The sequence below is a fragment of the Streptomyces sp. NPDC051582 genome (assembly GCF_040681715.1).
In the GTDB taxonomy this organism is placed as follows: Bacteria; Actinomycetota; Actinomycetes; order Streptomycetales; family Streptomycetaceae; genus Streptomyces.
This window is the reverse complement of the sequence record NZ_JBFAZJ010000001.1, coordinates 548,300-572,392: the sequence shown is the minus strand read 5'-3', so window position 1 is coordinate 572,392 and position 24,093 is coordinate 548,300. Positions and strand designations below refer to the sequence as shown.

Genomic DNA, 24,093 nt, shown 5'->3' with positions numbered 1-24,093 from the left:
CTGGTCCCATGCGTACTGCTTACAGCGTGGAGACCGTACGGGCCGCCGAGCGCGAGCTGATGGCCCGGCTGCCCGAAGGCGCCCTGATGCAGCGGGCGGCGGCCGGGCTGGCCGCCGTCTGCGCCGGACTGCTGGGCCGGGTGTACGGGGCGCGCGTCGTACTGCTCGTCGGGCCCGGGGACAACGGCGGCGACGCCCTGTACGCGGGCGCCCGCCTCGCCCGGCGCGGCGCGGGGGTGACGGCCGTACCGGTGGATCCGGAGCGGGTGCACGCGGGCGGGGTGCGGGCGCTGCTGTCCGCCGGGGGCCGCCTCGCGCAAGCCGTCCCGGGCCGGGCCGACCTCGTACTGGACGGGATCGTCGGCATCGGCGGCCGCGGCGGGCTCCGGCCTGCGGCCGCGGCGCTGGCGGAGCGGATCCCGGCCGGCGCCCCCGTGGTGGCGGTGGACCTGCCGAGCGGGGTGGACGCGGACACCGGTGAGGCGGCCGGAGCGGCCGTCCGCGCCGATGTCACCGTGACCTTCGGGGCGTACAAGCCGGGGCTGCTCATCGACCCGGGGGCCTCGCACACCGGCGCGCTGCGCATGGTGGACATCGGACTGTCGCTGCCGGACCCGGATGCCGAGGCCCTCCAGCACGCCGACGTCGCGCGGCTGCTGCCGGCTCCGGCGGCGTCGAGCGACAAGTACCGGCGGGGCGTGGTCGGCATCATCGCCGGATCGGCGCAGTACCCGGGCGCGGCGGTGCTCGCCGTCGCGGGGGCGCTGCGCGGCGGCGCGGGCGCCGTGCGCTACGTGGGCCCGGCGGCGGACGCCGTGCTGGCGCGGTACCCGGAGACGCTGATCGGGCGGGGCCGCGTACAGGCGTGGGTGGTCGGTCCGGGGCTCGGCGAGGGCCGGGCGGCGGAGGTCGCCGAGGCCCTGGCCGACCCGGTGCCGGTGCTGGTGGACGCGGACGGGCTGCGCGGGCTGGACCCGCAGGTGCTGCGGGCCCGCCCGGCCGAGACCCTGCTGACCCCGCACGCGGGGGAGGCGGCGGCGCTGCTCGGTACCTCCCGGGAGGCGGTGGAGGCGGCCCGGCTGTCGTCCGTACGGGGCCTGGCGGCGCGGTACGGGGCGACGGCCCTGCTGAAGGGGTCGACGACGCTGGTGGCGCGCCCCGGAGGCGGCCCGGTCCGGGTCAATCCGACGGGAACCCCGTGGCTGGCGACCGCGGGCAGCGGCGACGTGCTGTCCGGTCTGGCCGGATCCCTGCTCGCCTCGGGCCTGGCGGCGCCGGACGCCGCGTCGGTGGGCGCGTACGTGCACGGCCTCGCGGGGCGCCGGGCGGCCGCCGGAGCACCGCTCCTCGCCCAGCAGATCGCGGAGTCCCTCCCGGAGGCCTGGCGCGACGTCCGCGAGGAGGCCCAGCACGGCACCGGCCACGCGGGCCACCGCCTTTGATACGTCATCAGGGGTGAAAATCATCCAATATGTCGCCGTATGAACGGCGGTCGCACAGGCCACGGCCTCGCTCTGAGAGACTGGGGGCGATGAACGAGACACCGACGCGCGTGTACGCCGAGATCGATCTTGACGCCGTACGGGCGAACGTACGCGCCCTGCGCGCACGGGCACCCCGGGCCGAGCTGATGGCCGTCGTCAAGGCGGACGGCTACGGCCACGGCGCCGTCCGGTGCGCCCGCGCGGCCCAGGACGCCGGTGCCACCTGGCTCGGAACCGCCACTCCCGAGGAGGCGCTCGCCCTGCGCGCCGCCGGGATCACCGGGCCCGTCCTGTGCTGGCTGTGGACCCCCGGAGGGCCCTGGCAGGCGGCCGTAGAGGCCGACCTGGACGTCTCGGTCAGCGCGATCTGGGCCCTCGACGAGGTGCGCAAGGCCGCGCTCGCCGCCGGCCGCACCGCCAGGGTCCAGCTCAAGGCCGACACCGGCCTGGGCCGGGGCGGCTGCCAGCCCGCCGACTGGGTCGAGCTCGTGGGCGCGGCCGTCGCCGCCCAGGCCGAGGGCACCGTCAAGATCACCGGTCTCTGGTCCCACCTGGCCTGCGCGGACGAACCCGGCCACCCCTCCATCCCGCTCCAGCTGGCGGCCTTCCGCGACATGCTGGCGTACGCCGAGAAGGAGGGCGTGGAGCCCGAGGTCCGGCACATCGCCAACTCGCCCGCGACCCTGAGCCTGCCCGAGAGCCACTTCGACCTCGTGCGCTGCGGCCTGGCCGTCTACGGGGTCTCCCCGGCCCCCGAGCTCGGCACCGCCCGGGAGCTGGGCCTGCGGCCCGCCATGACCCTCAAGGCCTCCGTGGCGCTGGTCAAGACCGTGCCCGCCGGCCACGGGGTGAGCTACGGGCACCACTACGTCACCGAGGCCGAGACGAACCTCGCCCTCATCCCCGCCGGGTACGCGGACGGCATCCCCCGGCACGCCTCCGGGACCGGCCCCGTCTCGGTCGGCGGCAAGATCCGCCGTGTCGCCGGCCGCGTGGCCATGGACCAGTTCGTCGTCGACCTGGGCGGTGACCCGGTACGCGCCGGGGACGAGGCGGTCCTCTTCGGCCCGGGCGAGCACGGCGAGCCCACGGCCGAGGACTGGGCTCAAGCGGCGCACACGATCGCCTATGAGATCGTCACCCGTATCGGGGTGCGCGTTCCTCGGGTCTACCTGGGCGGCTGAGGGCTGAGTGAGGACGGCGTGGACGGCGTGAGCGAGAACTGGCGCAAGGCGGGGTGGGCCGGCGCCGCGATCGGCGTGATAGCCGCAGGCGCGGCCGCCGGGGTCGCGGTCGAACGGATCACGGTCGGACGCGGCATGCGCCGCAAGGCGCGCCTCGCGCTCGACGCCACCGGCAACTACGGCTCCCTGCGCGGGACCCCGGGCGCCTGCTACGCCGAGGACGGCACCGAGCTCTACTACGAGGTCGACGAGCCGCCCGAGGGCCCCAAGAAGCGGACCCGGCTGCGCCGCAAGGACGCGGCCGCGCCGACCGTCGTGTTCTGCCACGGCTACTGCCTCGCCCAGGACTCCTGGCACTTCCAGCGCTCCGCCCTGCGCGGGCTGGTCCGCTCCGTCTACTGGGACCAGCGCAGCCACGGCCGCAGCGCGCGCGGCTTCGCCCAGGCCGACGGCGAGCGGGTGAGCATCGACCAGCTCGGGCGCGACCTGAGGACGGTCATCGAGGCCGCCGCGCCCGAGGGCCCGCTGGTCCTGGTGGGCCACTCGATGGGCGGCATGACGATCATGGCGCTGGCGGAGCAGTTCCCCGAGCTGATCCGCGACCGGGTGGTCGGCGTGGCCCTGGTCGGCACCTCCAGCGGCCACCTCGACCAGGTGACGTACGGACTGCCGGCGGTCGGCATGGGCGCCGTGCGCCGGATCCTGCCGCCCGTGCTCAAGGCGCTCGGCTCGCAGGTGGAGCTCGTCGAGAAGGGCCGCCGGGCCACCGCCGACCTCTTCGCGGGCATGATCAAGATGTACTCGTTCGGCGCCCCCCGCGAGGTGGACCCGGGCGTCGCGCGCTTCGCCGAGCGGCTCATCGAGGCCACCCCGATCGACGTGGTCGCCGAGTTCTATCCGGCCTTCCAGATCCACGACAAGAGCGCAGCCCTCCAGCGCTTCGCCGACATCCCCGTCACCGTCATCGCGGGCGATCGCGACATGGTCACCCCCGCCGCGCACAGCCAGGCCATCAAGGACGCGCTGCCGGCCGCCGAGCTCGTGGTCCTGGAGTCCGCCGGCCACCTGATGATGCTGGAGTACCCCGACACGGTGACCGGGCTGCTCACCGACCTGCTGGCGCGCACCGGCGCCGTGCCCGCAGCGACTAACGTTGGCGGGCATGGAAGAAGTACCGCTGGAAGCGCCGCGAGCACCGCTCAGTCAGACTCCGCAGCAGGGAGCTGAGGCGGCCGCCGCCGAGGCGCGCATCACCGTCGACTCGCCCGAGGCCATGCAGGACCTGGGCCGCACCCTCGCCGGCCTGCTCCGCCCGGGCGACCTCGTCCTGCTGACCGGGGAACTCGGCGCGGGCAAGACCACGCTGACCCGGGGCCTGGGCGAGGGGCTGGGCGTACGGGGAGCCGTGACCTCGCCGACCTTCGTGATCGCCCGGGTCCACCCCTCGCTGAGCGGCGGGCCGGCGCTGGTCCACGTGGACGCGTACCGCCTCGGCGGCGGGCTGGACGAGATGGAGGACCTGGACCTCGACGTCTCGCTGCCCGAGTCCGTGGTCGTCGTGGAGTGGGGCGACGGCAAGGTCGAGGAGCTCTCCGACGACCGGCTGCACGTGGTGATCGCACGGGCGGTCGGCCACGAGGAGGTCATGGACGACGTACGGGAGGTGTCGGTGCGCGGGATCGGGGCGCGCTGGTCCGCGCCGGGCGCGCTGGAGGCGCTGTAGCCGGTCGGCGGGGCGCCGTCCCGGAAAACGTACCGACAACTCGTCGGCAAGATATTGCGCCGATCGAGTCTGGCGTGGTCACATGGTACAGAGGGCTGGTTAGGTTTACCTAAGTACGGGCCGGCCCAAGCCAGGAGGAGCCATGTCCGCAGCAGGAGTGCAGCGCGACCCCCGCCCGTCCGTCGTGTCCATGGGGGCGCTGCTCGCCGCGGGCGCGGCCGCCACCGCCGTGTCGACGCCACCCGCACGCGAGCCCGCGCTCAGGCCCGGGGCCGAGGTGGTGGACGTACGCGAACAGGCCGCCCCGGAGTCCGAGGCGGCCTGAGAGCGTGTGTGCGTTGGCCCGTGCGGGTGAATCCGCGGCGGACCCGTCAGGGGAGGACGACGACCTTCGAGTTGATCGTCGCGAAGGCCCACATGGCGTCGCCGTCCGCCCGCGTCATCCGGATGCCGCCGGTCTTCTTGCTCTGGTCGGGCTCCGGCACCTGGCCGTCCACCCGGGAGCTGAACCCGACCACGACCCCGTCCGCCGTGGCGAACCGTACGACGTGCTCGATCGGCACCCCGTCCGAGCCGGTGACCGCGCCCGAGCGCGAGTTCACCAGGTACGTGCCCGGCTTCGGGTGCGCCGTACTGGGCTTGACCGGGAACGACTTCGGTTCCTGAGCGTTCTCGCCGACCAGCCACACCCGCTTCTGGCCCACCGAGTACACGACGCGCGATCCGGTGCCCGACCCGTCCGGCACGGCCACCGGCTTCGCCGGATCGGCGGCGTGGGCCGACGGGACGGGGGTGGGGGCCGCGGGCTGCTCGGCCGAAGCCTTCGGGGGGTGCGCGGGCGCGGTCGCGGAGGCCTGGTAACCGAGGAAGCCGACCGCGGCGATCGCCGCGACGGTGAGCCCGGCCACGATTCCCGAGCTGCTGCGTGCCACCTTGCTCCACCTCTCCCGTGCTTCCCCTGTGCCGAAATGCGCCTGCCGGGGGCTTGCGCGCGCCCCGGACCGGGCCTCGGCCGATACCTGGGTCGAAGGTAGCAGCCGGGGTGCCCCGCGACCGGCCGCGAGGGGCCGGGCCCCCGGAGTCGTAGGCTGTTCGCGTGCTCTTGCTCGCTGTAGATACCGCCACGCCCGCCGTCACCGTCGCCCTGCACGACGGCGAGTCCGTCCTCGCCGAGTCGAACCAGGTCGACGCCCGCCGCCACGGGGAGCTCCTGCTGCCCTCCGTCGACAAGGTCCTCGCCGAGGCCGGGCTCAAGCTCGACGCCCTCACCGGCATCGTCGTCGGCGTCGGCCCCGGCCCCTACACCGGGCTGCGCGTCGGCCTCGTCACGGCCTCCACCTTCGCCACCGTGCTCGGCATCCCGGTGCACGGCCTGTGCACCCTCGACGGGCTCGCGTACGCCGCGGGCGCCGCCGGGATCGAGGGCCCCTTCACCGTCGCCACCGACGCGCGGCGCAAGGAGGTCTACTGGGCCCGGTACGAGGACCCGCGCACCCGCGTCGGCGAGCCCGCCGTGGACCGCCCGGCCGACATCGCCGAGCGGGTCGCCGGGGTGCCCGCGGTGGGCCAGGGCGCGCTGCTGTACCCGCAGGTCTTCACCGACGCGCGGGCCCCCGAGCACCAGAGCGCCGCCGCGCTCGCCTCCCTGGCCGTGGAACGGCTGGCGGCCGGGGACGAGTTCCTCGCGCCGACGCCGCTCTACCTGCGCCGGCCCGACGCGCAGGTGCCCAAGAACTACAAGGTGGTCACCCCGCAGTGACGGCACCGACGGCAGTGACGGCGGTACTGCGCGAGATGCGCTGGTGGGACATCGGGCCGGTGCTGGAGCTGGAGCACGAGCTGTTCCCCGAGGACGCCTGGTCCGCGGGCATGTTCTGGTCCGAGCTCGCCCACGCCCGCGGTCCGCACGCCACCCGCCGCTACGTGGTGGCCGAAGACCCTTCGTCCGGCCGTCTCGTCGGCTACGCCGGGCTGGCCGCCGCCGGCGACCTGGCCGACGTACAGACCATCGCGGCCGCGCGCGACCAGTGGGGGACCGGGCTCGGCGCCCGGCTCCTCACGGACCTGCTGCGCGCCGCCACCGCGTTCGAGTGCGCCGAGGTGCTCCTGGAGGTACGGGTGGACAACACCCGGGCCCAGAAGCTCTACGAGCGCTTCGGCTTCGAGCCGATCGGCTTCCGGCGGGGCTACTACCAGCCCGGCAACGTGGACGCCCTCGTGATGCGCCTGACCGACCCCGCACAAGCGACGACTGAAAGCACTGAGAGCAATGGCTGACGAACCGCTCGTCCTCGGCATCGAGACCTCCTGCGACGAGACCGGCGTCGGCGTGGTCCGCGGCACGACCCTGCTGGCCGACGCGATCGCCTCCAGCGTGGACGAGCACGCCCGCTTCGGCGGCGTCGTGCCCGAGGTGGCCTCACGGGCGCACCTGGAGGCGATGGTCCCGACCATCGAGCGCGCCCTGAAGGAGGCCGGGGTCAGCGCCCGCGACCTCGACGGCATCGCCGTCACGGCGGGTCCCGGCCTGGCGGGGGCCCTGCTGGTGGGCGTCTCCGCCGCGAAGGCGTACGCGTACGCGCTCGGCAAGCCGCTGTACGGCGTGAACCACCTGGCCTCGCACATCTGCGTGGACCAGCTGGAGCACGGTCCGCTGCCGGAGCCGACCATGGCCCTGCTGGTGTCCGGCGGGCACTCCTCGCTGCTGCTGGCCCCGGACATCACCTCGGACGTAAGGCCGCTGGGCGCGACCATCGACGACGCGGCGGGCGAGGCCTTCGACAAGATCGCGCGCGTGCTGCAGCTGGGCTTCCCCGGCGGCCCGGTCATCGACCGGCTCGCCCGGGAGGGCGACCCGAAGGCGATCAACTTCCCGCGCGGGCTGACGGGGCCGCGCGACGCGGCGTACGACTTCTCGTTCTCCGGGCTCAAGACGGCGGTCGCCCGCTGGATCGAGGCGAAGCGGAACGCGGGCGAGGAGGTGCCGGTGCGCGATGTGGCGGCGTCCTTCCAGGAGGCCGTGGTGGACGTGCTGACCCGCAAGGCGATCCGCGCGTGCAAGGACGAGGGCGTGGACCACCTGATGATCGGCGGCGGTGTGGCGGCCAACTCCCGGCTGCGCTCGCTGGCGCAGGAGCGCTGCGACGACGCGGGGATCATCCTGCGGGTGCCGCGGCCGAAGCTGTGTACGGACAACGGCGCGATGGTGGCGGCGCTGGGCGCGGAAATGGTCAAGCGGAACAGGCCGGCCTCGGACTGGGACCTGTCGGCGGACTCCTCGCTGCCGGTGACGGACCCGCACGTGCCGGGTACCGCCCCTGCGCACACGCACTCCCACGACCACGACCACGTGCACGAGTTGAGCAAGGACAACCTCTACTGATGAGCACCGTCGCGCTGATGTGGGAGGCCCGCGCCACCGCCGGCCGGGGCAACGAGCTGCTGGAGTGGGCCCGTTCGCAGGTGCTGGAGCGCGAGCCCGTGCGCCGTGAGCTGCTGCGGGCTCCGCAGGACCGGGTGTTGGTCGTCACCTGGTGGGAGGCGGCCGAGGGAGTGGCGGCGCTGCTGCCCGAACTCCCTGAGCCCGCAGCGGATCTGATCACCCGTCCGGTGCACCGCTGGCGGTTCGAGTCGGTGGAGACCAGCGGAACCTGACATACGGGGCGGGCTCCAGCGACTCGTGAGCGGGACTCGGGCCCGCTGCCGTTATCGTCATGAGCATGCCTCGTCGTGACCTGCCGCCTCCACCGCCCCCGGCCCACTTGCGCGACTGGCTGGACGAGAACGCCGTACGCGCCGACCGCGCCCGCTTCCTGAAGGACCTGGGCCGGCGCAGCCTGGGCCTGGGGCGGCTGCTGCTGCTCTGGGCCGTCGCCGCCGTCTTCGCGCTCGGCTGGTCCTTCGTGGCGATGGCCCTGATCTCCTTCGAGACGCCGGGCGACCCGCTCTCGTACCTCTTCGGCCTGATCTTCGGCCTGCTCGGCGCGGGCGTGCTGATCCCGGCGGGGTTCTGGTTCGCCCGGGGCGCCCGGCGGGACCGGCTGGTCCACCAGCTGCTGTGCGCCTGGGCCGAGTCGGACCGGGACCCGGCCGCCGACGCGCGGGTCCGCGCCCCCGGGCTGAGCCTGACCTGGCTGCTGGCCTCCTTCGCGATGGGCGCGCTGGGGCTGTACGTGACCTTCGGGTCGGCGGCGTCGGCCCGTCCGGGCGCCACCACGTACGGGGAGGTCACGTACTACATGGGCCTCGGCATGATCCTGTGGATCACCGGCCTGCTGGGCCTCGGCAAGGCCGGCGCGCACTACCGGTGGGCGGTGCGCGCCTTCCGGGGCGGCAGCGGCGGCGCTACGGCGCGCTGACGGGCGCGCCGATCAGCATCGACGGGGCGCCCGCGACCCGGGTGAGGAAGACGGTCGCGGAGTGCGGCCCCTGCGGCTTGACCTTCTTGCGCAGCTCCTCGGGCTCGACGGCCGACCCGCGCTTCTTCACGGTCAGGATGCCGACCCCGCGCTCGCGCAGCAGGGCCTTCAGCTTCTTGAGGCCGAAGGGCAGCACGTCGGTGATCTCGTACGCGGTGGCGTACGGGGTCGCGCGCAGCTCGTCGGCGGTGACGTACGCGATGGTCGGGTCGATGAGCCGGCCGCCCAGCTGCTCGGCGACCTCGGCGACGAGGTGGGCGCGGATCACGGCGCCGTCGGGTTCGTAGAGGTAGCGGCCGACCGGCCCGGCCCCGGGATCGGGCAGCGGATCGGCGGTGTGCAGGGTGCGCGGGCCGGGCAGCAGGGTGGCGCGTACGGTGCCGGGCGCGGTCCCGAACCACAGCACCGCCTCCTTCACGTCCCCCTGGTCCGAGATCCACTCGGCCTCGGCCTCCGGGGGCACGGCCTCGTGCGGGATCCCGGGCGCGATCTTGATGGCCGCGTACTCGGCCGTACGGGCGGCCTCGACGGCCCACGACAGCGGCGGCGAGTAGCCCTCCGGGTCGAAGATGCGGCCGCGGCCCCCGCGTCGGGCGGGGTCGAGGAAGACGGCGTCGTACCCGGAGGTGTCGACGTCGGTCACATCCGCCTCGCGGACCTCGATGAGCTCTGCCAGTCCCAGGGCCTCGGCGTTGGCGCGGGCGACGGCGACGGTCAGCGGGTCGCGGTCCACGGCCAGGACGCGGATGCCGATCCGGGCCAGGGCGAGGGCGTCGCCGCCGATCCCGCAGCACAGGTCGGCGACGCTGCGCACGCCGAGCTCCGCGAGCCGCTCGGCGCGGTACGAGGCCACCGGGGCGCGGGTGGCCATCTCGCCGCCGCCTGGCGTGAAGTACATCCGGAACGCGTCCTCGGCGCCGAACTTCGCCACCGCGCGCTGCCGCAGCCGGGCCTGCCCGAGCGCTGCGGAGACCAGCGCCGCGGGGTGCTCGCGGCGCAGCCGGGTGGCGACGGCGAGTTCCCGGGCGGGGTCGTGGTCGCGGAGGGAGTCCAGGAGGGCGCGGCCCTCGGGGGTGAGGAGCGCGGCGAAGTCTTCGGGGGTCACGCCTCCATTGTCGGCTCCCTCGCCGGCTCTCCCGTCGGGGTCCTTGCCGGGTCCCCTCGCCGGCTCCCGCGCCGGTCCCTCGTCGCCTGCCTGCCGGTGGCGGTGCGTATGGGCCGGTCGGAGGAACGTGGCGGTCCGGTGCGAGGTGTCGTCCCGGAAGTGCGCGTGGCGGGTGCCAGGATGCGCTGCTATGCAGCTAGTCGGACAAAAGGAACATAAGACGCTTCATGGTCACCGGTCCGCGGCGGGTCCGCGCGGCCGCGTCGGGGTGGCACTGGCCGCACTGCTGGTCGCCGCCCTCGGAACGGGATGCGGCTCGGCCGCCGACACCGCGCCCGCCCGCAAGGGCGGCAAGGCCGCGGACGCACCCGCGGGCGCGGCGGGCGCGGTCGCGAACCCGGCCGAGCAGCAGAAGGCGGCCCAGCAGGCCGTGATCGCCGCGGCGAAGCGGTGGAAACTGGCCAAGCCGCCGCTGGCGGCCCCGCCCGCCCCGAAGACGAAGCCGGAGATCACCACCCGCGAGGGGTTCGAGGTCGAGGGCCAGGACGAGCTCCCGCCCGTCTTCACCACCGTCCCCACGGAGGACAAGGTCGTCTTCCTGACGATCGACGACGGCGCGGAGAAGGACCCCGAGTTCCTGAAGATGATGCAGGAGCTGAAGATCCCGTACACGGCGTTCCTCAGCGACTACCTCGTCCGCGACAACTACCCCTACTTCAAGCAGATGCAGGCCGCCGGCGTCTCGCTGAACAACCACACGCTCAACCACCGCTACATGCCGGCGCTCTCGTACGAGGAGCAGCACGAGGAGATCTGCGGGCAGCAGGACACGATCCAGAAGCAGTTCGGCAAGCGGCCGACGCTGTTCCGGCCGCCGTACGGCAACTACAACCAGGACACGCTGCGCGCGGCGAAGTCCTGCGGCATCAAGGCGGTCCCGCTGTGGAACGCGGAGGCCTTCGTGAACCGCATGGACTGGCGCGAATGGGACCGCGACCTCCACCCCGGGGACATCATCCTGACCCATTTCCGAGGGCGGGAGGACTGGAAGGGGACCATGCCTGACATGATCCGTCATGTCATGAAGACCGTCACGGACAAGGGGTACGCCGTGGCCCGCCTGGAGGACTACTTGTGAGCTACGCGCGCCGGTTGACGGCCGGAACGCTGGCGGCCGGCGCGCTGGCGCTGTCCCTGACGGGGTGCGGGGGCAGCGCGGACCCGGTCGAAAGACTGGGCACCGGAACACCACGGGCGACGCAGCCGACGACGACTGCGTCGCCGTCCCCGTCGGGCGCACCGGGGGACGAGGCCTACAAGAAGTGGGGCCTGAAGTCCCCCCTGGAATTCGCCCCGAAGCCGGCGCAGAAGCCCGCGCTGGCCCCGGCGGCCCCGGGCAAGGCCAAGGTGGTGGACCGAATACCCGTCCCGCCCGCCGACAAGGTCGTCTTCCTGACCTTCGACGACGGTGCGGAGAAGGACCCCGAGTTCCTGAAGATGGCGGCCGACCTCAAGCTGCCGATCAGCATGTTCCTGACGCACGACATCGCCTCGTCGGACTACGGACACTTCGAGAAGCTCCGCGACAACGGCTCCGGCAGCACGATCAACAACCACACCCTGACGCACCCGAACCTCCGGACCCTGCCCTTCGCGGCGCAGAAGAAGGAGATATGCGGCCAGCAGGAGCACCTGGAGAAGCGCTTCGGCACCAAGCCGGTCCGCTTCCGCCCGCCGTACGGCAACTACAACGACGACACCCTCAAGGCCGCCTCCGAATGCGGCATCTCGCAGGTGATCCTGTGGCGCGTGTCGATGCAGATCAACAACTTCCAGTACGCCGAGGGCTCCGCCCTCAAACCGGGCGACATCATCCTGGCCCACTTCCGCGGCCCCTCGGAACTCAAGGGCTCGACGGAAATCCAGATGACGACCCGCATGCTCCAGCGCATCCAGGAACAGGGCTACCGGATAGGGCGCCTGGAGGACTACCTCTGACGCCCGACGGCTGGAGCCGGGGCCGCATCGCGTCCTGAGGGGCCCGTCGGCCGGGCCCGTCAGCCGACCCGCCGCAGGGTCCACTCGCGCGAGGGGTGGGTGTCGCAGTCGAACTGGACGAGCGGGTGGCTGTTGGCCGTGGTGGTGCCGCCGGCGACCGTGGCGCACTTGCCGGTCTGGCCGTTGCTGATCCTGTAGGCGTCCTGGCCCCTGCTCTCGAAGTACCAGCGGCGCGAGGGGTGGGTGTCGCAGTCGAACTGGACGAGCGGGTGGCTGTTGGCCGTGGTGGTGCCGCCGGCGACCGTGGCGCACTTGCCGGTCTGCCCGTTGACGAGCCAGTACGCGCCCTCGGTCCGGTGCGTGATGTTCCAGCGGCGCGAGGGGTGGGAGTCGCAGTCGAACTGGACGAGCGGGAGGCTGTTGGCGGCGCTGGTGCCGCCGATGACCGTGGCGCACTTGCCGGTCTGGTCGTTGACGAGCTGGTAGAAGCCCTCGGTGATCACGGCGGGCGCGCCGCGTGTGGCCGCCTGTCCGGTGCCGGGGCAGGGCAGCAGCAGGACTCCCGCTCCCGCGAGGACCGTCGCGGCGTTCAGCAGACTTCGTGTACGAGCGTTCTTGCGCATCGCGGTACTCCTCGTGCTCGACTCCGCAGGGGCGGAGTGTCGTGGAGGAACGTCGAGGTGGGGTGGAGGCCGTGCCACCCCGGCGCTGCGGGGCACGGCGGTGAGGGCGGTCCGGGGGTCTGGGGCTCTCGCCACCGCGGCCGGCCGGACGGCCGATGAGGCCCCGTCGGCGGACCTTCCGTCCGGCTCCGGAGCCCCTTCACTATCGAAGCGGGTGCATGCTCCCGCAACCCGCGGCCACCACCGTGCCTACCGCGGATCCCCGCCCCGCAGCGCGTTCTCGGGGTGCGGAGATACCGCCATCGGAGTGATCGTCGTTTCCGCCGGGCCCTGGGCGTCCGCCTCGCGTTGGCGTTCCGAGCTGTCGCTGATGCGGAGGAGGAGGGCGATCATGATCCAGTTGGCCAGGAGGGACGAGCCGCCCTTCGCCAGGAACGGCAGCGCCTTGCCCGTCAGCGGGATCAGGCCCGTCACACCGCCGGCCACCACGAAGACCTGGAGCGCCAGCGCAGCCGACAGGCCCACCGCCAGCAGCTTCCCGAACGGGTCCCGGGCGCCCAGCGCCATCCGCAGCCCCCGCTGGACCAGCAGCGCGTACAGGAACAGCACCGCCATGACCCCGGCCAGCCCGAGCTCCTCGCCCACCGTGGTCAGGATGAAGTCGCTGCGCCCCGCGAAGCCGATCAGCTCCGGGTGCCCCATCCCCAGTCCCGTCCCGGACATGCCGCCGGTGCCGAAGCTGAACAGCGCCTGCGCGGACTGGTCCGAGATGACCCCCGGCGGCCGCTCCTTCCAGTAGTACGACAGCGGCTCCAGCCACGCCGCCACGCGCCCCTTGACGTGCGGCTCCGTCGAGCCCACGACGAAGGCTCCGACCCCCGCCATGAGCAGGCCCGTCACGATCCAGCTCGTGCGCTCGGTGGCGACGTACAGCATCACCACGAACACGCCGAAGAAGATCAGCGACGTACCCAGGTCCCGCTCGAAGACCAGCACCAGCAGCGAGACGATCCACACCGTGATGATCGGCCCGAGCTGGCGCATCGGCGGCAGCCGCATCCCGAGGAACTTCCGCCCCGTCAGGGCGAGCGAATCGCGGTGGATGACCAGGTAGCCCGCGAAGAAGATCGCGATCATGATCTTCACGAACTCGCCCGGCTGGAGCGAGAACCCGAACAGGATGATCCAGCGCTTCGCGCCGTACGTGTCCGCACCGAAGAACGCCGGCGCGATCAGCAGCACCAGCGCGACCACCATCGTGATGTAGATGAACCGCTGGAGCAGCCGGTGGTCGCGCAGCAGCGCCACCACCGCGAGGCAGGCGGCCACGCCGATCACCGTCCACAGCAGCTGCCCCGGCGCGTTCGCGTCGCCGCCGTACCGCGCGATGTAGGACTGGTCCAGCCGGTGCAGCAGCACCAGCCCCAGCCCCGACAGCAGCATGGCGATCGGGAAGATCAGCGGATCCGCGTACGCCGCGAACCGGCGCACGCCCAAGTGCCCCACCAGCGCCAGCAGCGTCATGCTGATCGTGAAGCCGGTGAGGTTGGCGGGCAGCTCGCCGTTCATCGCCAGGCCGGCGCTCGCGTGCCCGAAGACGGTGAGGGCGACGACGAAGACGAGCAGCAGCGCCTCGGTACGGCGGCGTGCGCCGGCCGTGGTCAGCGGCCTCAGTCCACGCACGGGATGCCGCCACCGTCGATGGCGGGGGCGGAGCCGCCCGCGCCCGTCGAGGGGCTGGAGGCCGCCCCTGAAGGCGCTCCCGAAGACGCCCCCGACGCCCCCGGTGACGCCCCCGGCGCGTCGCTCGGGCCCGCGTCCGGGCTCGGAGCGGACGCGGAGGCGGAGGCCTCCGGTCCGATCTGCTCGGCAATGAGGCGCTTTATCTTCATATCGTCTACGACGTTTATGTCCTCTCCATGGTTCCTTCCGAACCGCTCGACGGGCAGTGTCGTGAACGCCACTTTTCCGCCGGACAGGTTCTTCGCCTGCTTCACGAACGACAGCAGGTCCCAGCCCGCGTCCGTCACGACGTCCTGTTTCGCGGCGTCGACCAGCTTCATCAGCTTGACCGGATCGGTGAAGGTCCCGGCCGAGTTCAGCTTCTGCGTGGCCCCCGCCAGGAAGGCCTGCTGCCGCTTCGTCCGGTCCAGATCGCCCATGGCCAGGCCGTGCCGCTGCCGTACGAAGGCCAGGGACTGCTGCCCGTTCAGCATCTGGCGGCCCGCCGGGAAGTCGGCGCCCGAGTACGTGTCCCGCACCGGCCGCTTCAGGCACACCGGTACGCCGCCGAGCGCGTCGGCCAGGTGGTGGAAACCGGCCAGGTTGAGTTCGGCGAAGTGATCGACCGGGACGCCCAGGAAGCTGCGCACCGTCTCGATCTGCGCCTTGCGGCCGGCCTCCCGCCCCTCGCGCTCCAGCTGCCGCCGGTCCTTGACCCCCTGGGCGGAGAGCCGGTCCTCCTCCTTGGACTTCGCCAGCCCGTAGGCCTTCTTGATCTTGTCCTTGCCCTGACCCGGGATGTCCACGAAGTCGTCGCGCGGGACCGAGAAGGCCTTCGCCCGGCTGCCGTCGCCGGGTACGTGCAGCAGGATCAGCGTGTTCGCGTTGTAGCCGCCGATGTCGGAACTGCCGGCGTGCAGTTTGTCGAGGACCTCCGCCGGCAGCTCCTCGCCGTTCTGGTCGCGGCGGCTGTCCAGGCCCATCAGCAGGATGTTGGTGTCGCCGTACTTCGACTTCTCGGCGCCCTCCAGGGCCTTGGAGCTGCCGATGCTGCCGGCGAGGTCCCGGTACACGTACCAGGCGCCGGCGGCGGCCATGACCGCCAGCGCGCAGACGGCCACGAGCAGGGTGCGGGCGATGCGGCGGGGACGGGGTCGGCGGCGGGGCCGGCGGGCGGGGTGGCTGGTCTTCCTCCGGTGCGCGCTCATGCCAGTCGATGGTGGGGGAGGGGCGCTGAAGGAATCCTGAGAGACCTGAAGGGGCGTTCAGGACCCGGCGGACCGGGTCGGCGCGCGGGGCCCGCCGACCGGCACGCGCAGGACGAAGCGGACACCGGAGCCACCGCCCGCCCGGGGCGCCAGCGCCCGCGCCTCGCCGCCGTGCGCCCGGGCCGTCTCGCGGACGATGGCCAGGCCGAGGCCCGTGCCGCCGCCCGCGCGCCCCCGGTCCGGGTCCAGGCGGACGAACCGCTCGAAGACCCGGTCGCGGTCCGGCGCCGGGACGCCGGGGCCGTCGTCCTCGACCTCCAGCACCGCCCAGCCGCCGGCCACGGGGTCCGCGGGCTCGGTGGCCGCCCGTACGACGACCCCCGTACGGGCGTGCCGCAGCGCGTTGTCCACCAGGTTGGCCAGCGCCCGCTCCAGCCGGGCCGGGTCCCCGGCCGCCGGTACGGGGGCCCGCGCGTCCAGCCGGACCGGGACCCGGGGGTCCTGGCGCCGGGCCAGGTCCTCCGCGGCCAGCAGCGCCAGGTCCACCGGCTCGGTCCGCGGTACGGGGCCGCCGTCGAGCCGGGCGAGCAGCAGCAGGTCCGCGGCGATGCGCTGGAGCCGCTCGGTATCGGCCAGCGCGGCCGCCACCGACTCCCGGTCGGGGCGGCCCTGGGCCAGCGCCACCTCCAGCCGGGACCGGACGGCGGCCAGCGGATTGCGCAGTTCGTGCGAGGCGTCGGCGGTGAACTGCCGCTGCCGGGCGTCGGACCGCTCCAGCCGGTCGAGCGTGTCGTTGACGGTCCGGGCCAGCTGGGCGATCTCGTCCGCTCCGCCGGGGTCCGGAACACGGCGGTCCAGCTCGCTCGCGGTGACCGCCGCGAGCTCGGTGCGGATCGCGGTGACCGGGCGCAGGGCGTGTCCGGTCACCCACCGGGCGAGGGCCGCCGCGAAGCCGATCAGCGGGGGCGCGCCGGCGAGCAGGCCGAGGGCGATGGCGCGGGTCGCGTCGTCCACGTCGCCGAGCACGGTGACGGCGTACACCTCGTGCCCGCCCGGCGCCTCGACCGCGACCACCGCGCGGCGTTCCGCGCCGGGGCGCGCGGGCGGCAGGACGGCGGAGCGGGAGTCCTCGCCGGAGGCGGTGGGCGGCGGCGGGCGCAGACCGCCGAGGTCGGGGGTGTCGGCGAGGTCCCCGGTGGAGGCGACGGTCCGCCCCTGCGCGTCCCGTACGAGGACCAGGTCCACCCCGCCCTCCGGCGCGGGCAGCCGCCCGCCGGGGAAGGCGTGGCCGTCGAGCTGGGCGGCCACCTTGCGGGCGGCGAGCTCGGTGCGGCCGGTGGTGTTGTCGAGGAGGTTGGCCCGCAGCAGGGTGTACAGCCACAGCCCGCCGGCGCCGAGCACGGCGGCCATGGCGAGGGCGGCGGCCAGCGCGGCGCGGCGCCGGAGCGGGCCGGGGCTCGTCCTGGTTTCAGCCACCGTCGGCGGCCATGCGGTAGCCGGTGCCGTGGACGGTGAGGATCGAGCGGCGGCCGAAGGGGGCGTCGACCTTCTTGCGCAGCGAGGAGACGTACACCTCGACGATGTTCGGGTCGATGGCGTGCGGGGCGTCCCAGACCTCGTCCAGGATGTCCTGCTTGGCGACGGCCCGGCCGGGCTGCTCCATGAGGCAGGCGAGGACGCCGAGCTCGCGGGCGGTGAGCTCGATCTCGTGCGGGCCGCGGCGGCAGCGGCGGCCTGCGGGGTCGAGGACGAGGTCACCGGCCTGGAGGGTGGGGCGGGGGCCGGCGGCGTCGGCCGCCGCCCGCCGGGCGAGGGCGCGCAGGCGTGCGGCCAGCACGACGAACGAGAACGGCTTGGTGAGGTAGTCGTCGGCGCCGCTGTCGAGGCCTTCGGCCTCGTCGTACTCGCCGTCCTTGGCGGTCAGCATGAGGACGGGAGTCGGGTCGCCGCCGGCCCGCAGGCGGGCGCAGATCTCGTACCCGCTGAGGCCGGGCAGCATCAGGTCGAGCAGGACGGCGTCGTACGAGCCGGTGCGGGCGAGGTCCAGCCCGCGGTGGCCGTCGTGGGCGAGGTCGACCCAGTGCCCGTCGGCGGAGAGGCCGCGCCTCAGTGACTCGGCGAGGCCCTCTTCGTCTTCGACCACGAGAATGCGCACGCCCCCAACTGTCACATATCACCCACCGGGACTCTTGGGCGCAGTCCCGCCCGGGCCCCGGGGCGCAGCCCCCGGGCGGGGTCTCGGGGGCGGCGGGGGGGACCCCCGATCCGGACGACCCGGCGGAGCGTGTTGGCACTCCGCTTGACCGAGTGCTAATCGCCGGAATAGTCTCGCACCTGGCACTCGCCACCGGTGAGTGCCAACACAGCGACAGGCAGGTCCGGCACCCGCGACGACGGATCCACCTGGTCGCCACCCAGACAGTTAGCCCCGTGAGATCTCCGAAGGGGGAGGTCGGATCGTGACGACCACCAGCTCCAAGGTTGCCATCAAGCCGCTTGAGGACCGCATCGTGGTCCAGCCGCTCGACGCCGAGCAGACCACGGCTTCCGGCCTGGTCATCCCGGACACCGCGAAGGAGAAGCCCCAGGAGGGCGTCGTCCTCGCCGTGGGCCCGGGTCGCTTCGAGGACGGCCAGCGTCTCCCGCTGGACGTCAGCGTCGGCGACATCGTGCTGTACAGCAAGTACGGCGGCACCGAAGTGAAGTACAGCGGCGAGGAGTACCTCGTCCTCTCGGCTCGCGACGTGCTCGCGATCATCGAGAAGTAATTCACCGAAGTACCAAGCATTGCTTTGAGCTGCGCCCCTGGTCACCCCGCTGATTGCCGGGCGGCAAGGGGCGCGGTTCGTTAAACCCGAGTTTTCGAGAGGGCTGAACCGCTCCCATGGCGAAGATCCTGAAGTTCGACGAGGACGCCCGTCGCGCCCTCGAGCGCGGCGTCAACAAGCTGGCCGACACGGTGAAGGTGACGATCGGCCCCAAGGGCCGCAACGTCGTCATCGACAAGAAGTTCGGCGCCCCCACCATCACCAACGACGGTGTCACCATCGCTCGCGAGGTCGAGCTGGACGACCCGTACGAGAACCTGGGCGCGCAGCTCGTGAAGGAGGTGGCGACCAAGACCAACGACATCGCGGGTGACGGCACCACCACCGCCACCGTGCTGGCCCAGGCGCTGGTCCGCGAGGGTCTGCGCAACGTCGCCGCCGGCGCCTCCCCGGCCGCCCTCAAGAAGGGCATCGACGCCGCGGTCAAGGCCGTGTCCGAGGAGCTCCTCGCGACCGCCCGCCCGATCGAGGACAAGTCCGACATCGCCGCCGTGGCCGCGCTCTCCGCGCAGGACCAGCAGGTCGGCGAGCTCATCGCCGAGGCGATGGACAAGGTCGGCAAGGACGGTGTCATCACCGTCGAGGAGTCCAACGCCTTCGGCCTGGAGCTGGAGTTCACCGAGGGCATGGCCTTCGACAAGGGCTACCTCTCCCCGTACATGGTCACCGACCAGGAGCGTATGGAGGCCGTCCTCGACGACCCGTACATCCTGATCAACCAGGGCAAGATCTCCTCCATCCAGGACCTCCTGCCGCTGCTGGAGAAGGTCATCCAGGCCGGCGCCTCGAAGCCGCTGCTGATCATCGCCGAGGACGTCGAGGGCGAGGCGCTCTCCACCCTCGTCGTCAACAAGATCCGCGGCACCTTCAACGCGGTCGCCGTCAAGGCCCCCGGCTTCGGTGACCGCCGCAAGGCGATGCTCCAGGACATGGCCACCCTCACCGGTGCCACCGTCATCGCCGAGGAGGTCGGCCTCAAGCTCGACCAGGCCGGTCTGGACGTACTCGGTTCCGCGCGCCGCGTGACCATCTCCAAGGACGACACCACGATCGTCGACGGTGCCGGCAGCTCCGACGAGGTCCTCGGCCGCGTCAACCAGATCAAGGCCGAGATCGAGTCCACGGACTCGGACTGGGACCGCGAGAAGCTGCAGGAGCGCCTGGCGAAGCTCGCCGGCGGCGTCTGCGTCATCAAGGTCGGCGCCGCCACCGAGGTGGAGCTCAAGGAGAAGAAGCACCGCCTTGAGGACGCCATCTCGGCGACCCGCGCCGCGGTCGAGGAGGGCATCGTCTCCGGCGGTGGCTCCGCGCTCGTCCACGCCGTGAAGGTGCTCGACGGCAACCTGGGTCTGTCCGGCGACGAGGGCACGGGTGTCGCGGTCGTGCGCCGCGCCGCCGTCGAGCCGCTGCGCTGGATCGCCGAGAACGCCGGCCTTGAGGGCTACGTCATCACCTCGAAGGTCGCCGAGCTCGACAAGGGCCAGGGCTTCAACGCCGCCACCGGCGAGTACGGCGACCTGGTCAAGGCCGGCGTCATCGACCCGGTCAAGGTCACCCGCTCCGCGCTGGAGAACGCCGCTTCCATCGCCTCCCTGCTGCTCACGACCGAGACCCTGGTCGTCGAGAAGCCGGCCGACGAAGAGGGCGACGCCGGTCACGGCCACGGTCACGGCCACAGCCACTGATCGCGCCCCACATCGGGAAGGCCCCGTTCCGCATCTGCGGAACGGGGCCTTCCCCGTTGGCCGGGTGCGGTGAGCTGCGTAGGTGCGGTGCGGTGCGGTGGGCCGGGCGGGGCTACATCGCGCCCAGGTCCCTCATCAGGCGCATGGCGTCGTAGTGCCACCAGCCTTCCTTGATCATTCCGTCCTCGCACCGGAAGACCGTGGTGCCGGTCATCGTGCAGTCCTTGCCGGTCGGGGCGATCCCCATGAACTCGCCCGTGTGCTTGCCGCTGAAGGTCCACATCGTGGTGACGTGGTCCTCCTGTGCCATCTGCGCGTCCAGGGTGAAGGCGAAGTCGAAGGCGCTGCGCCAGGCCTGCACGTCCTCGCGGATGCCGTCGCGGCCGATCTTGGCCTGGGGCCGGCTGATGTCGTGGTCCCGGTAGTCCGTCGCGAAGATCTCGTCCACGACGGACATGTCGCCCTTCATCGCGACCTCTTCGAACATGCGGCTCGCGAGCAGGGTGTTGAGGTGCTCGTCGCGCACGACGTCCAGGTTGGTGAACCGGGGCATCCCGTCGCAGAGGGCCATCATCTCCTGGAACATCGTGTCCGTCTCCGGGAGGTGAGAGTTCTTCATGGCCGCTTCGTACGACGGGAATTCGACGACGTCGACGAAGTGGTTCTCGGATTCCCGGTCCCTGCCCACCACGGTGTGGGACACGGTGCGCTTGCCCTTCGTCTTCTCCAGGTACCGCTCGATGACCTCGTTGACCGCCTCGGGTCTGCTGGTCTCGTAATCGACTATCTGTACGAATGTCATGGCGTACTCCCGCGCTGGAAGGGGACACGTCCAGTTTAGGGAGATTTCACCCGTTCAGCCGGTTTCGAGGCCGCCCCACCCGGTGGTCGCCGGGCTACTGCGGGCCGTACTTGCGGCCCGTGCGCGAGGACACCCCGCCCAGCAGCCCGCGCGGGGTCAGCTTCACCACGCCCATCAGCGCCTTGTACCGCGGATCCGGGACGGAGACCGTCTTGCCGCGCGCCAGGTCGTCCAGCGCCGCCGCCACCAGCTTGTCCGCGTCGAGCCACATCCAGTTGGGGATGTTGTCCGTTCCCATGCCGGCGCGCTGGTGGAACTCGGTGCGCACGAAGCCCGGGCACAGCGCCATCAGCCGTACGCCCGTTCCGGACAGGTCCCGCGCCGCGCCCTGCGTGAACTGCACGACCCAGGCCTTGCTCGCCCCGTACGTACCGCGCGGTACGAACGCCGCCACCGAGGCCACGTTGACGACGCCGCCCCGGCCCCGCGAGCGCATCGACTCGGTGGCCGCCGAGGTCAGCCGCAGGACGGCCTCGACGTGCACCTTGAGCATGGTCAGCTCGTCGGCCATGGAGACTTCGAGGTAGCGGCCCTTGTTGCCGAAGCCCGCGTTGTTGACCAGCAGGTCCACCGGGTGCGTGCGGTCGCCGAGGCGGTGCTCCACGGCGGCGATGCCCTCGTCGGTGGACAGGTCGGCAACCAGCACCTCGGCCTCGATGCCGTGCCGGTCGTGCAGTTCGGTGGCCTGCTCGCCGAGCCGCGACGCATCGCGGGCCACCAGTACGAGGTTGTGGCCCTGGGCGGCGAGCCGCCGGGCGAATGCGGCGCCGATGCCCGCCGTGGATCCCGTAATCAACGCAGTCGTCATAGGCGCAACCTAGCCGCCCCCGGCGACAGCTCAAGGGGAGCCCGCCGGGCGGTACCCCTTCGTGATCGTCGGCGCCGCGCACCGTCGCTTCCCGCTGCGGAACCGCTACTTCCGGCTACGAAAACCCCTGCTCCCGCCCTACCGCCCGTACTTCTCCACGTGGGCCAGGGCCATCTCGTGCCACTGCGGAGCCATCGCCCCGCCCGCCGCCCGCGTGCGCGGCAGCAGCGACCGGTCGGTGGTGAAGGCGCGGAACCAGAGCTCCACCGTCACGTCGTGGTCCGGCCGGTGCGTGATCTCGACGCGGTCGCCGGGGGAGACCGGACCCTCCCGGACCACGCGCAGGTACGCACCCGGCCGCGCGGCCTGCGTGAACCGCTTGACCCAGCCCCGCTCGCCGAGGGCGCCCTGGAAGGTGCGGCACGGGATGCGGGCCGAGGCCACTTCGAGGACGAGCCCGCCCGAGCCGACGCGCCAGCGCTCGCCCAGCCGTGCGCCCGTCAGGTCCATGCCGGAGGTGGTGAGGTTCTCGCCGAAGAGACCGGCGGGCAGTTCCCGGCCCAGCTCGGCCTCCCACCAGTCGAGGTCCTCGCGCGCGTAGGCGTAGACCGCCTGGTGGTCCACGCCGTGGTGGCGCAGGTCGCAGACCGCGTCCCCCGCGAGACCGCCGGCGCCGGTCCCCTTGGGCCCGGGGGCGAACACGTCGACCGGGCCGGGGACGGGCTTCTTGCCGATGCCGGTCAGCCCGCCCTCCGCGTCGGTGTGCTCGACGACCGTCGCCCGGCCGAGGTTCACGGAGAGGACGCGCAGGGGGGCCGCGGGGGCGCCGGGAGCGCCGGGAGCAGAGGGGGGCATGCAGCCAAGGTAGCCGAGCCCCCTCAAAGAAGCACGAGAGTATTCGCACCGGGCCCAAAGCAGGGCTTATGCTCGGAGGATGATCGAGGCACGACATCTCCGGGTGCTGCGCGCCGTCGCCGGCACCGGGTCCTTCTCCGCCGCCGCCCGCGAGCTCGGCTGCACCCAGCCCGCCGTCTCCCAGCAGATGAAGGCGCTGGAGCAGTCCGCGGGCACCCCGCTGCTCGTCCGGGCCGGCCGAGAGATGCGGCTGACGCAGGCCGGTACGGCCCTGGTCCGGCACGCCGCCGGGATCCTCGCCGGGCTGACGGCCGCCGAGGAGGAGGTCGCGGCCATCGCCGGGCTGCGCGCGGGCCGGGTCCGGCTGGTGTCCTTCCCCAGTGGCAGTTCGACGCTGGTGCCGACCGCGCTGGCCGCGATGCGCGCCGAGCACCCCGGTACCCGGATCTCGCTGGTCGAGGCGGAGCCCCCGCGGTCCGTGGAGATGCTGCGCGAGGGCGACTGCGATCTGGCGCTGGCCTTCCGGTACGGCTCGGCCTCGCCCGCGGCCGCCGGCCCGGCCGACGCCGGCGAGTGGCAGGACCTCGTGGTGCGGCCGCTGCTCACGGACCGGCTCGTGGGCCTGGTTCCGCAAGGGCACCGGCTGGCGGGGGCGGAGCGGGTGGGCATGGCCGAACTCGCCGACGAGCCCTGGATCGCGGGCTGTCCGCGCTGCCGCCGCCATCTGGTGGAGGTGTGCGAGGAGGTGGGCTTCACCCCGCGCATCGACTTCGCGACCGACGACTACCCGGCCGTGGTCGGCCTGGTCGGTGCCGGGCTGGGCGTCGCCGTACTGCCGGAGCTGGCGGTGGAGTCGGTCCGGGCCAAGGGCGTGAGCACGGTGGCCGTGGAACCCGCGGTGGAGCGGGAGGTCGTGGCGCTGACCCTGCCCGACCTGGCGCGCGTACCGGCCGTGGCGGCGACCCTGGCCGAGCTGGAGCGGGCCGCCACGCGTTGACCGTACGGCGGTACGGCCAATCGCGTGACGTTCCGGGCCGGTGCCGGTCCGCGCGAGGGTTGGGGAAACGTTCCTTCGTACGTTTCGGCGAACCGCGGGTCAGTGGGGGGGCAGGGGTCCGATCGTGCTCGACGCGGGGATCAGGCGATGGCGTGCGCGTCCCATCAGCTCTTCTCGCTCGTCCTCGGTGAGGCCGCCCCACACCCCGTAGGGCTCGCGGACGGCCAGTGCGTGCGCGGCGCATTCGGAGCGCACCGGGCATCTCATGCAGACCTCTTTAGCCGAGGCCTCGCGCGCGCTCCTCGCCGCGCCCCGCTCGCCTTCCGGGTGGAAGAAGAGGGAGCTGTCGACTCCTCGGCAGGCTGCCAGCAGCTGCCAGTCCCAGAGGTCGGCGTTCGGTCCGGGGAGGCGGGAGAAATCTGCCATGGGTAGTCCTCTTGGTGCCGGTACTGAGACGGATACGGTCCAAGTCTCCACACCTACTGTCGTAGTAGATGTAAATATGACTCATTGGGAATCTAGCCTCAGACACGTGCCAAACGGAAGAAAAGCCGCCAAATAGGGCATAGCTCCAGATGGACGACACGCGGAGA

26 protein-coding genes are annotated in these 24,093 nt (G+C 72.7%); 15 read left to right on the top strand and 11 right to left on the bottom strand.

Translation table 11 applies throughout. The features are described 5' to 3' along the window. Nucleotides 1-8 precede the first annotated feature (8 nt). The 5 genes from AB0M92_RS02605 to AB0M92_RS02585 all read left to right on the top strand — a co-directional run bounded on the left by AB0M92_RS02605 (nt 9) and on the right by AB0M92_RS02585 (nt 4,716). Nucleotides 9-1,442, top strand: a complete 1,434-nt coding sequence (locus AB0M92_RS02605; protein WP_366100247.1) for an NAD(P)H-hydrate dehydratase — start codon at nt 9-11, stop codon at nt 1,440-1,442. 89 nt (nt 1,443-1,531) lie between these two features. Continuing rightward, nucleotides 1,532-2,668, top strand: a complete 1,137-nt coding sequence (gene alr / locus AB0M92_RS02600; RefSeq protein ID WP_366100246.1) for an alanine racemase — start codon at nt 1,532-1,534, stop codon at nt 2,666-2,668. 27 nt (nt 2,669-2,695) lie between these two features. After that, nucleotides 2,696-3,895, top strand: a complete 1,200-nt coding sequence (locus AB0M92_RS02595; protein WP_366100358.1) for an alpha/beta hydrolase — start codon at nt 2,696-2,698, stop codon at nt 3,893-3,895. Further along, entirely contained in the window at nt 3,831-4,391 is a 561-nt protein-coding gene (tsaE, locus tag AB0M92_RS02590) for a tRNA (adenosine(37)-N6)-threonylcarbamoyltransferase complex ATPase subunit type 1 TsaE (RefSeq protein ID WP_366100245.1), read from the top strand. The genes AB0M92_RS02595 and tsaE overlap by 65 nt, the downstream gene beginning before the upstream one ends. Before the next feature lie 142 nt (nt 4,392-4,533). After that, nucleotides 4,534-4,716, top strand: a complete 183-nt coding sequence (locus AB0M92_RS02585) for a hypothetical protein (RefSeq protein ID WP_366100244.1) — start codon at nt 4,534-4,536, stop codon at nt 4,714-4,716. 46 nt (nt 4,717-4,762) lie between these two features. On the opposite strand, the gene AB0M92_RS02580 is transcribed toward AB0M92_RS02585, so the two are convergent. Beyond that, on the bottom strand, nt 4,763-5,323 hold the full coding sequence (locus AB0M92_RS02580) for a hypothetical protein (RefSeq protein WP_366100243.1): 561 nt from the start codon (nt 5,321-5,323) through the stop codon (nt 4,763-4,765). 164 nt (nt 5,324-5,487) lie between these two features. Here AB0M92_RS02580 and tsaB point away from each other — a divergent pair, with 164 nt between their 5' ends. The 5 genes from tsaB (at nt 5,488) to AB0M92_RS02555 (ending at nt 8,749) form a co-directional block, all read left to right on the top strand. Further along, nucleotides 5,488-6,150 (top strand): tRNA (adenosine(37)-N6)-threonylcarbamoyltransferase complex dimerization subunit type 1 TsaB, encoded by a 663-nt coding sequence (tsaB, locus tag AB0M92_RS02575; protein WP_366100242.1) that lies wholly within the window; start codon nt 5,488-5,490, stop codon nt 6,148-6,150. Nucleotides 6,151-6,185: 35 nt separating this feature from the next. After that, on the top strand, nt 6,186-6,668 hold the full coding sequence (gene rimI, locus AB0M92_RS02570) for a ribosomal protein S18-alanine N-acetyltransferase (RefSeq protein WP_366100357.1): 483 nt from the start codon (nt 6,186-6,188) through the stop codon (nt 6,666-6,668). Next, a complete protein-coding gene (tsaD, locus tag AB0M92_RS02565; protein WP_366100241.1) occupies nt 6,661-7,773 on the top strand; it encodes a tRNA (adenosine(37)-N6)-threonylcarbamoyltransferase complex transferase subunit TsaD in 1,113 nt (370 codons plus the stop codon). Before rimI ends, tsaD begins: the two co-directional genes overlap by 8 nt. Next, nucleotides 7,773-8,045 (top strand): hypothetical protein, encoded by a 273-nt coding sequence (locus AB0M92_RS02560; RefSeq protein WP_366100240.1) that lies wholly within the window; start codon nt 7,773-7,775, stop codon nt 8,043-8,045. The genes tsaD and AB0M92_RS02560 overlap by 1 nt, the downstream gene beginning before the upstream one ends. A 65-nt stretch (nt 8,046-8,110) precedes the next feature. Next, nucleotides 8,111-8,749: a hypothetical protein gene (locus tag AB0M92_RS02555; protein ID WP_366100239.1), complete on the top strand. Its 639-nt coding sequence runs from the start codon at nt 8,111-8,113 to the stop codon at nt 8,747-8,749. On the opposite strand, the gene AB0M92_RS02550 is transcribed toward AB0M92_RS02555, so the two are convergent. Next, nucleotides 8,736-9,914 (bottom strand): methyltransferase domain-containing protein, encoded by a 1,179-nt coding sequence (locus AB0M92_RS02550; protein ID WP_366100238.1) that lies wholly within the window; start codon nt 9,912-9,914, stop codon nt 8,736-8,738. The two genes, AB0M92_RS02555 and AB0M92_RS02550, sit on opposite strands and share 14 nt — an antisense overlap. A 268-nt stretch (nt 9,915-10,182) precedes the next feature. Here AB0M92_RS02550 and AB0M92_RS02545 point away from each other — a divergent pair, with 268 nt between their 5' ends. Beyond that, entirely contained in the window at nt 10,183-11,052 is an 870-nt protein-coding gene (locus AB0M92_RS02545; RefSeq protein WP_366100237.1) for a polysaccharide deacetylase family protein, read from the top strand. After that, nucleotides 11,049-11,912, top strand: a complete 864-nt coding sequence (locus AB0M92_RS02540; protein WP_366100236.1) for a polysaccharide deacetylase family protein — start codon at nt 11,049-11,051, stop codon at nt 11,910-11,912. Before AB0M92_RS02545 ends, AB0M92_RS02540 begins: the two co-directional genes overlap by 4 nt. Before the next feature lie 59 nt (nt 11,913-11,971). Here the strand turns inward: AB0M92_RS02540 and AB0M92_RS02535 are convergent, their stop codons facing one another. The 5 genes from AB0M92_RS02535 to AB0M92_RS02515 form a co-directional block, all read right to left on the bottom strand. After that, nucleotides 11,972-12,535, bottom strand: coding sequence for an RICIN domain-containing protein (locus AB0M92_RS02535; RefSeq protein WP_366100235.1), 564 nt, complete (start codon nt 12,533-12,535; stop codon nt 11,972-11,974). A gap of 249 nt (nt 12,536-12,784) precedes the next feature. After that, complete coding sequence (locus AB0M92_RS02530) at nt 12,785-14,218, bottom strand: FtsW/RodA/SpoVE family cell cycle protein (RefSeq protein WP_366100234.1); 1,434 nt, start codon at nt 14,216-14,218, stop codon at nt 12,785-12,787. Further along, nucleotides 14,206-15,465, bottom strand: coding sequence for an LCP family protein (locus tag AB0M92_RS02525; protein WP_366100233.1), 1,260 nt, complete (start codon nt 15,463-15,465; stop codon nt 14,206-14,208). The genes AB0M92_RS02530 and AB0M92_RS02525 overlap by 13 nt, the downstream gene beginning before the upstream one ends. 57 nt (nt 15,466-15,522) lie before the next feature. Beyond that, nucleotides 15,523-16,941, bottom strand: a complete 1,419-nt coding sequence (locus AB0M92_RS02520; protein WP_366100232.1) for a HAMP domain-containing sensor histidine kinase — start codon at nt 16,939-16,941, stop codon at nt 15,523-15,525. Continuing rightward, nucleotides 16,934-17,620 carry a response regulator transcription factor gene (locus AB0M92_RS02515; protein ID WP_366100231.1) on the bottom strand — a complete coding sequence of 229 codons (687 nt, stop codon included), beginning with the start codon at nt 17,618-17,620 and terminating at the stop codon, nt 16,934-16,936. Before AB0M92_RS02515 ends, AB0M92_RS02520 begins: the two co-directional genes overlap by 8 nt. Nucleotides 17,621-17,924: 304 nt before the next feature. On the opposite strand from AB0M92_RS02515, the gene groES reads away from it, so the two are divergent. Together groES and groL are read left to right on the top strand one after the other, a co-directional pair. Further along, entirely contained in the window at nt 17,925-18,233 is a 309-nt protein-coding gene (gene groES / locus AB0M92_RS02510) for a co-chaperone GroES (protein WP_030154760.1), read from the top strand. A gap of 116 nt (nt 18,234-18,349) precedes the next feature. Beyond that, complete coding sequence (groL, locus tag AB0M92_RS02505; protein ID WP_366100230.1) at nt 18,350-19,978, top strand: chaperonin GroEL; 1,629 nt, start codon at nt 18,350-18,352, stop codon at nt 19,976-19,978. Nucleotides 19,979-20,090: 112 nt separating this feature from the next. Here the strand turns inward: groL and AB0M92_RS02500 are convergent, their stop codons facing one another. From AB0M92_RS02500 to AB0M92_RS02490, 3 genes are all read right to left on the bottom strand, one after another. After that, complete coding sequence (locus tag AB0M92_RS02500) at nt 20,091-20,780, bottom strand: ester cyclase (protein ID WP_366100229.1); 690 nt, start codon at nt 20,778-20,780, stop codon at nt 20,091-20,093. A gap of 94 nt (nt 20,781-20,874) precedes the next feature. Then, entirely contained in the window at nt 20,875-21,648 is a 774-nt protein-coding gene (locus AB0M92_RS02495; protein WP_366100228.1) for an SDR family oxidoreductase, read from the bottom strand. 138 nt (nt 21,649-21,786) lie between these two features. After that, the gene (locus tag AB0M92_RS02490; protein ID WP_366100356.1) at nt 21,787-22,458 is read right to left on the bottom strand and encodes an MOSC domain-containing protein; all 672 of its coding nucleotides are present in this window, start codon (nt 22,456-22,458) and stop codon (nt 21,787-21,789) included. Between the two features lie 124 nt (nt 22,459-22,582). Between AB0M92_RS02490 and AB0M92_RS02485 the strand changes: the two genes are divergently transcribed. After that, complete coding sequence (locus tag AB0M92_RS02485; protein WP_366100227.1) at nt 22,583-23,500, top strand: LysR family transcriptional regulator; 918 nt, start codon at nt 22,583-22,585, stop codon at nt 23,498-23,500. A gap of 99 nt (nt 23,501-23,599) precedes the next feature. Here the strand turns inward: AB0M92_RS02485 and AB0M92_RS02480 are convergent, their stop codons facing one another. Then, nucleotides 23,600-23,926, bottom strand: a complete 327-nt coding sequence (locus tag AB0M92_RS02480; protein WP_030864318.1) for a WhiB family transcriptional regulator — start codon at nt 23,924-23,926, stop codon at nt 23,600-23,602. Nucleotides 23,927-24,093: the final 167 nt, after the last annotated feature.

Excerpts from the sequence above, each read along its gene's own strand:
- tsaE (WP_366100245.1), top strand. The coding sequence starts at position 3,831 with ATGGAAGAAGTACCGCTGGAAGCGCCGCGAGCACCGCTCAGTCAGACT.
- AB0M92_RS02585 (WP_366100244.1), top strand. The coding sequence starts at position 4,534 with ATGTCCGCAGCAGGAGTGCAGCGCGACCCCCGCCCGTCCGTCGTGTCC.
- tsaD (WP_366100241.1), top strand. The coding sequence starts at position 6,661 with ATGGCTGACGAACCGCTCGTCCTCGGCATCGAGACCTCCTGCGACGAG.
- AB0M92_RS02500 (WP_366100229.1), bottom strand. The coding sequence starts at position 20,780 with ATGACATTCGTACAGATAGTCGATTACGAGACCAGCAGACCCGAGGCG.
- groL (WP_366100230.1), top strand. The coding sequence starts at position 18,350 with ATGGCGAAGATCCTGAAGTTCGACGAGGACGCCCGTCGCGCCCTCGAG.
- AB0M92_RS02495 (WP_366100228.1), bottom strand. The coding sequence starts at position 21,648 with ATGACGACTGCGTTGATTACGGGATCCACGGCGGGCATCGGCGCCGCA.
- AB0M92_RS02560 (WP_366100240.1), top strand. The coding sequence starts at position 7,773 with ATGAGCACCGTCGCGCTGATGTGGGAGGCCCGCGCCACCGCCGGCCGG.
- AB0M92_RS02605 (WP_366100247.1), top strand. The coding sequence starts at position 9 with ATGCGTACTGCTTACAGCGTGGAGACCGTACGGGCCGCCGAGCGCGAG.
- AB0M92_RS02485 (WP_366100227.1), top strand. The coding sequence starts at position 22,583 with ATGATCGAGGCACGACATCTCCGGGTGCTGCGCGCCGTCGCCGGCACC.
- AB0M92_RS02480 (WP_030864318.1), bottom strand. The coding sequence starts at position 23,926 with ATGGCAGATTTCTCCCGCCTCCCCGGACCGAACGCCGACCTCTGGGAC.
- alr (WP_366100246.1), top strand. The coding sequence starts at position 1,532 with ATGAACGAGACACCGACGCGCGTGTACGCCGAGATCGATCTTGACGCC.
- AB0M92_RS02525 (WP_366100233.1), bottom strand. The coding sequence starts at position 15,465 with ATGAGCGCGCACCGGAGGAAGACCAGCCACCCCGCCCGCCGGCCCCGC.
- AB0M92_RS02535 (WP_366100235.1), bottom strand. The coding sequence starts at position 12,535 with ATGCGCAAGAACGCTCGTACACGAAGTCTGCTGAACGCCGCGACGGTC.
- AB0M92_RS02555 (WP_366100239.1), top strand. The coding sequence starts at position 8,111 with ATGCCTCGTCGTGACCTGCCGCCTCCACCGCCCCCGGCCCACTTGCGC.
- rimI (WP_366100357.1), top strand. The coding sequence starts at position 6,186 with ATGCGCTGGTGGGACATCGGGCCGGTGCTGGAGCTGGAGCACGAGCTG.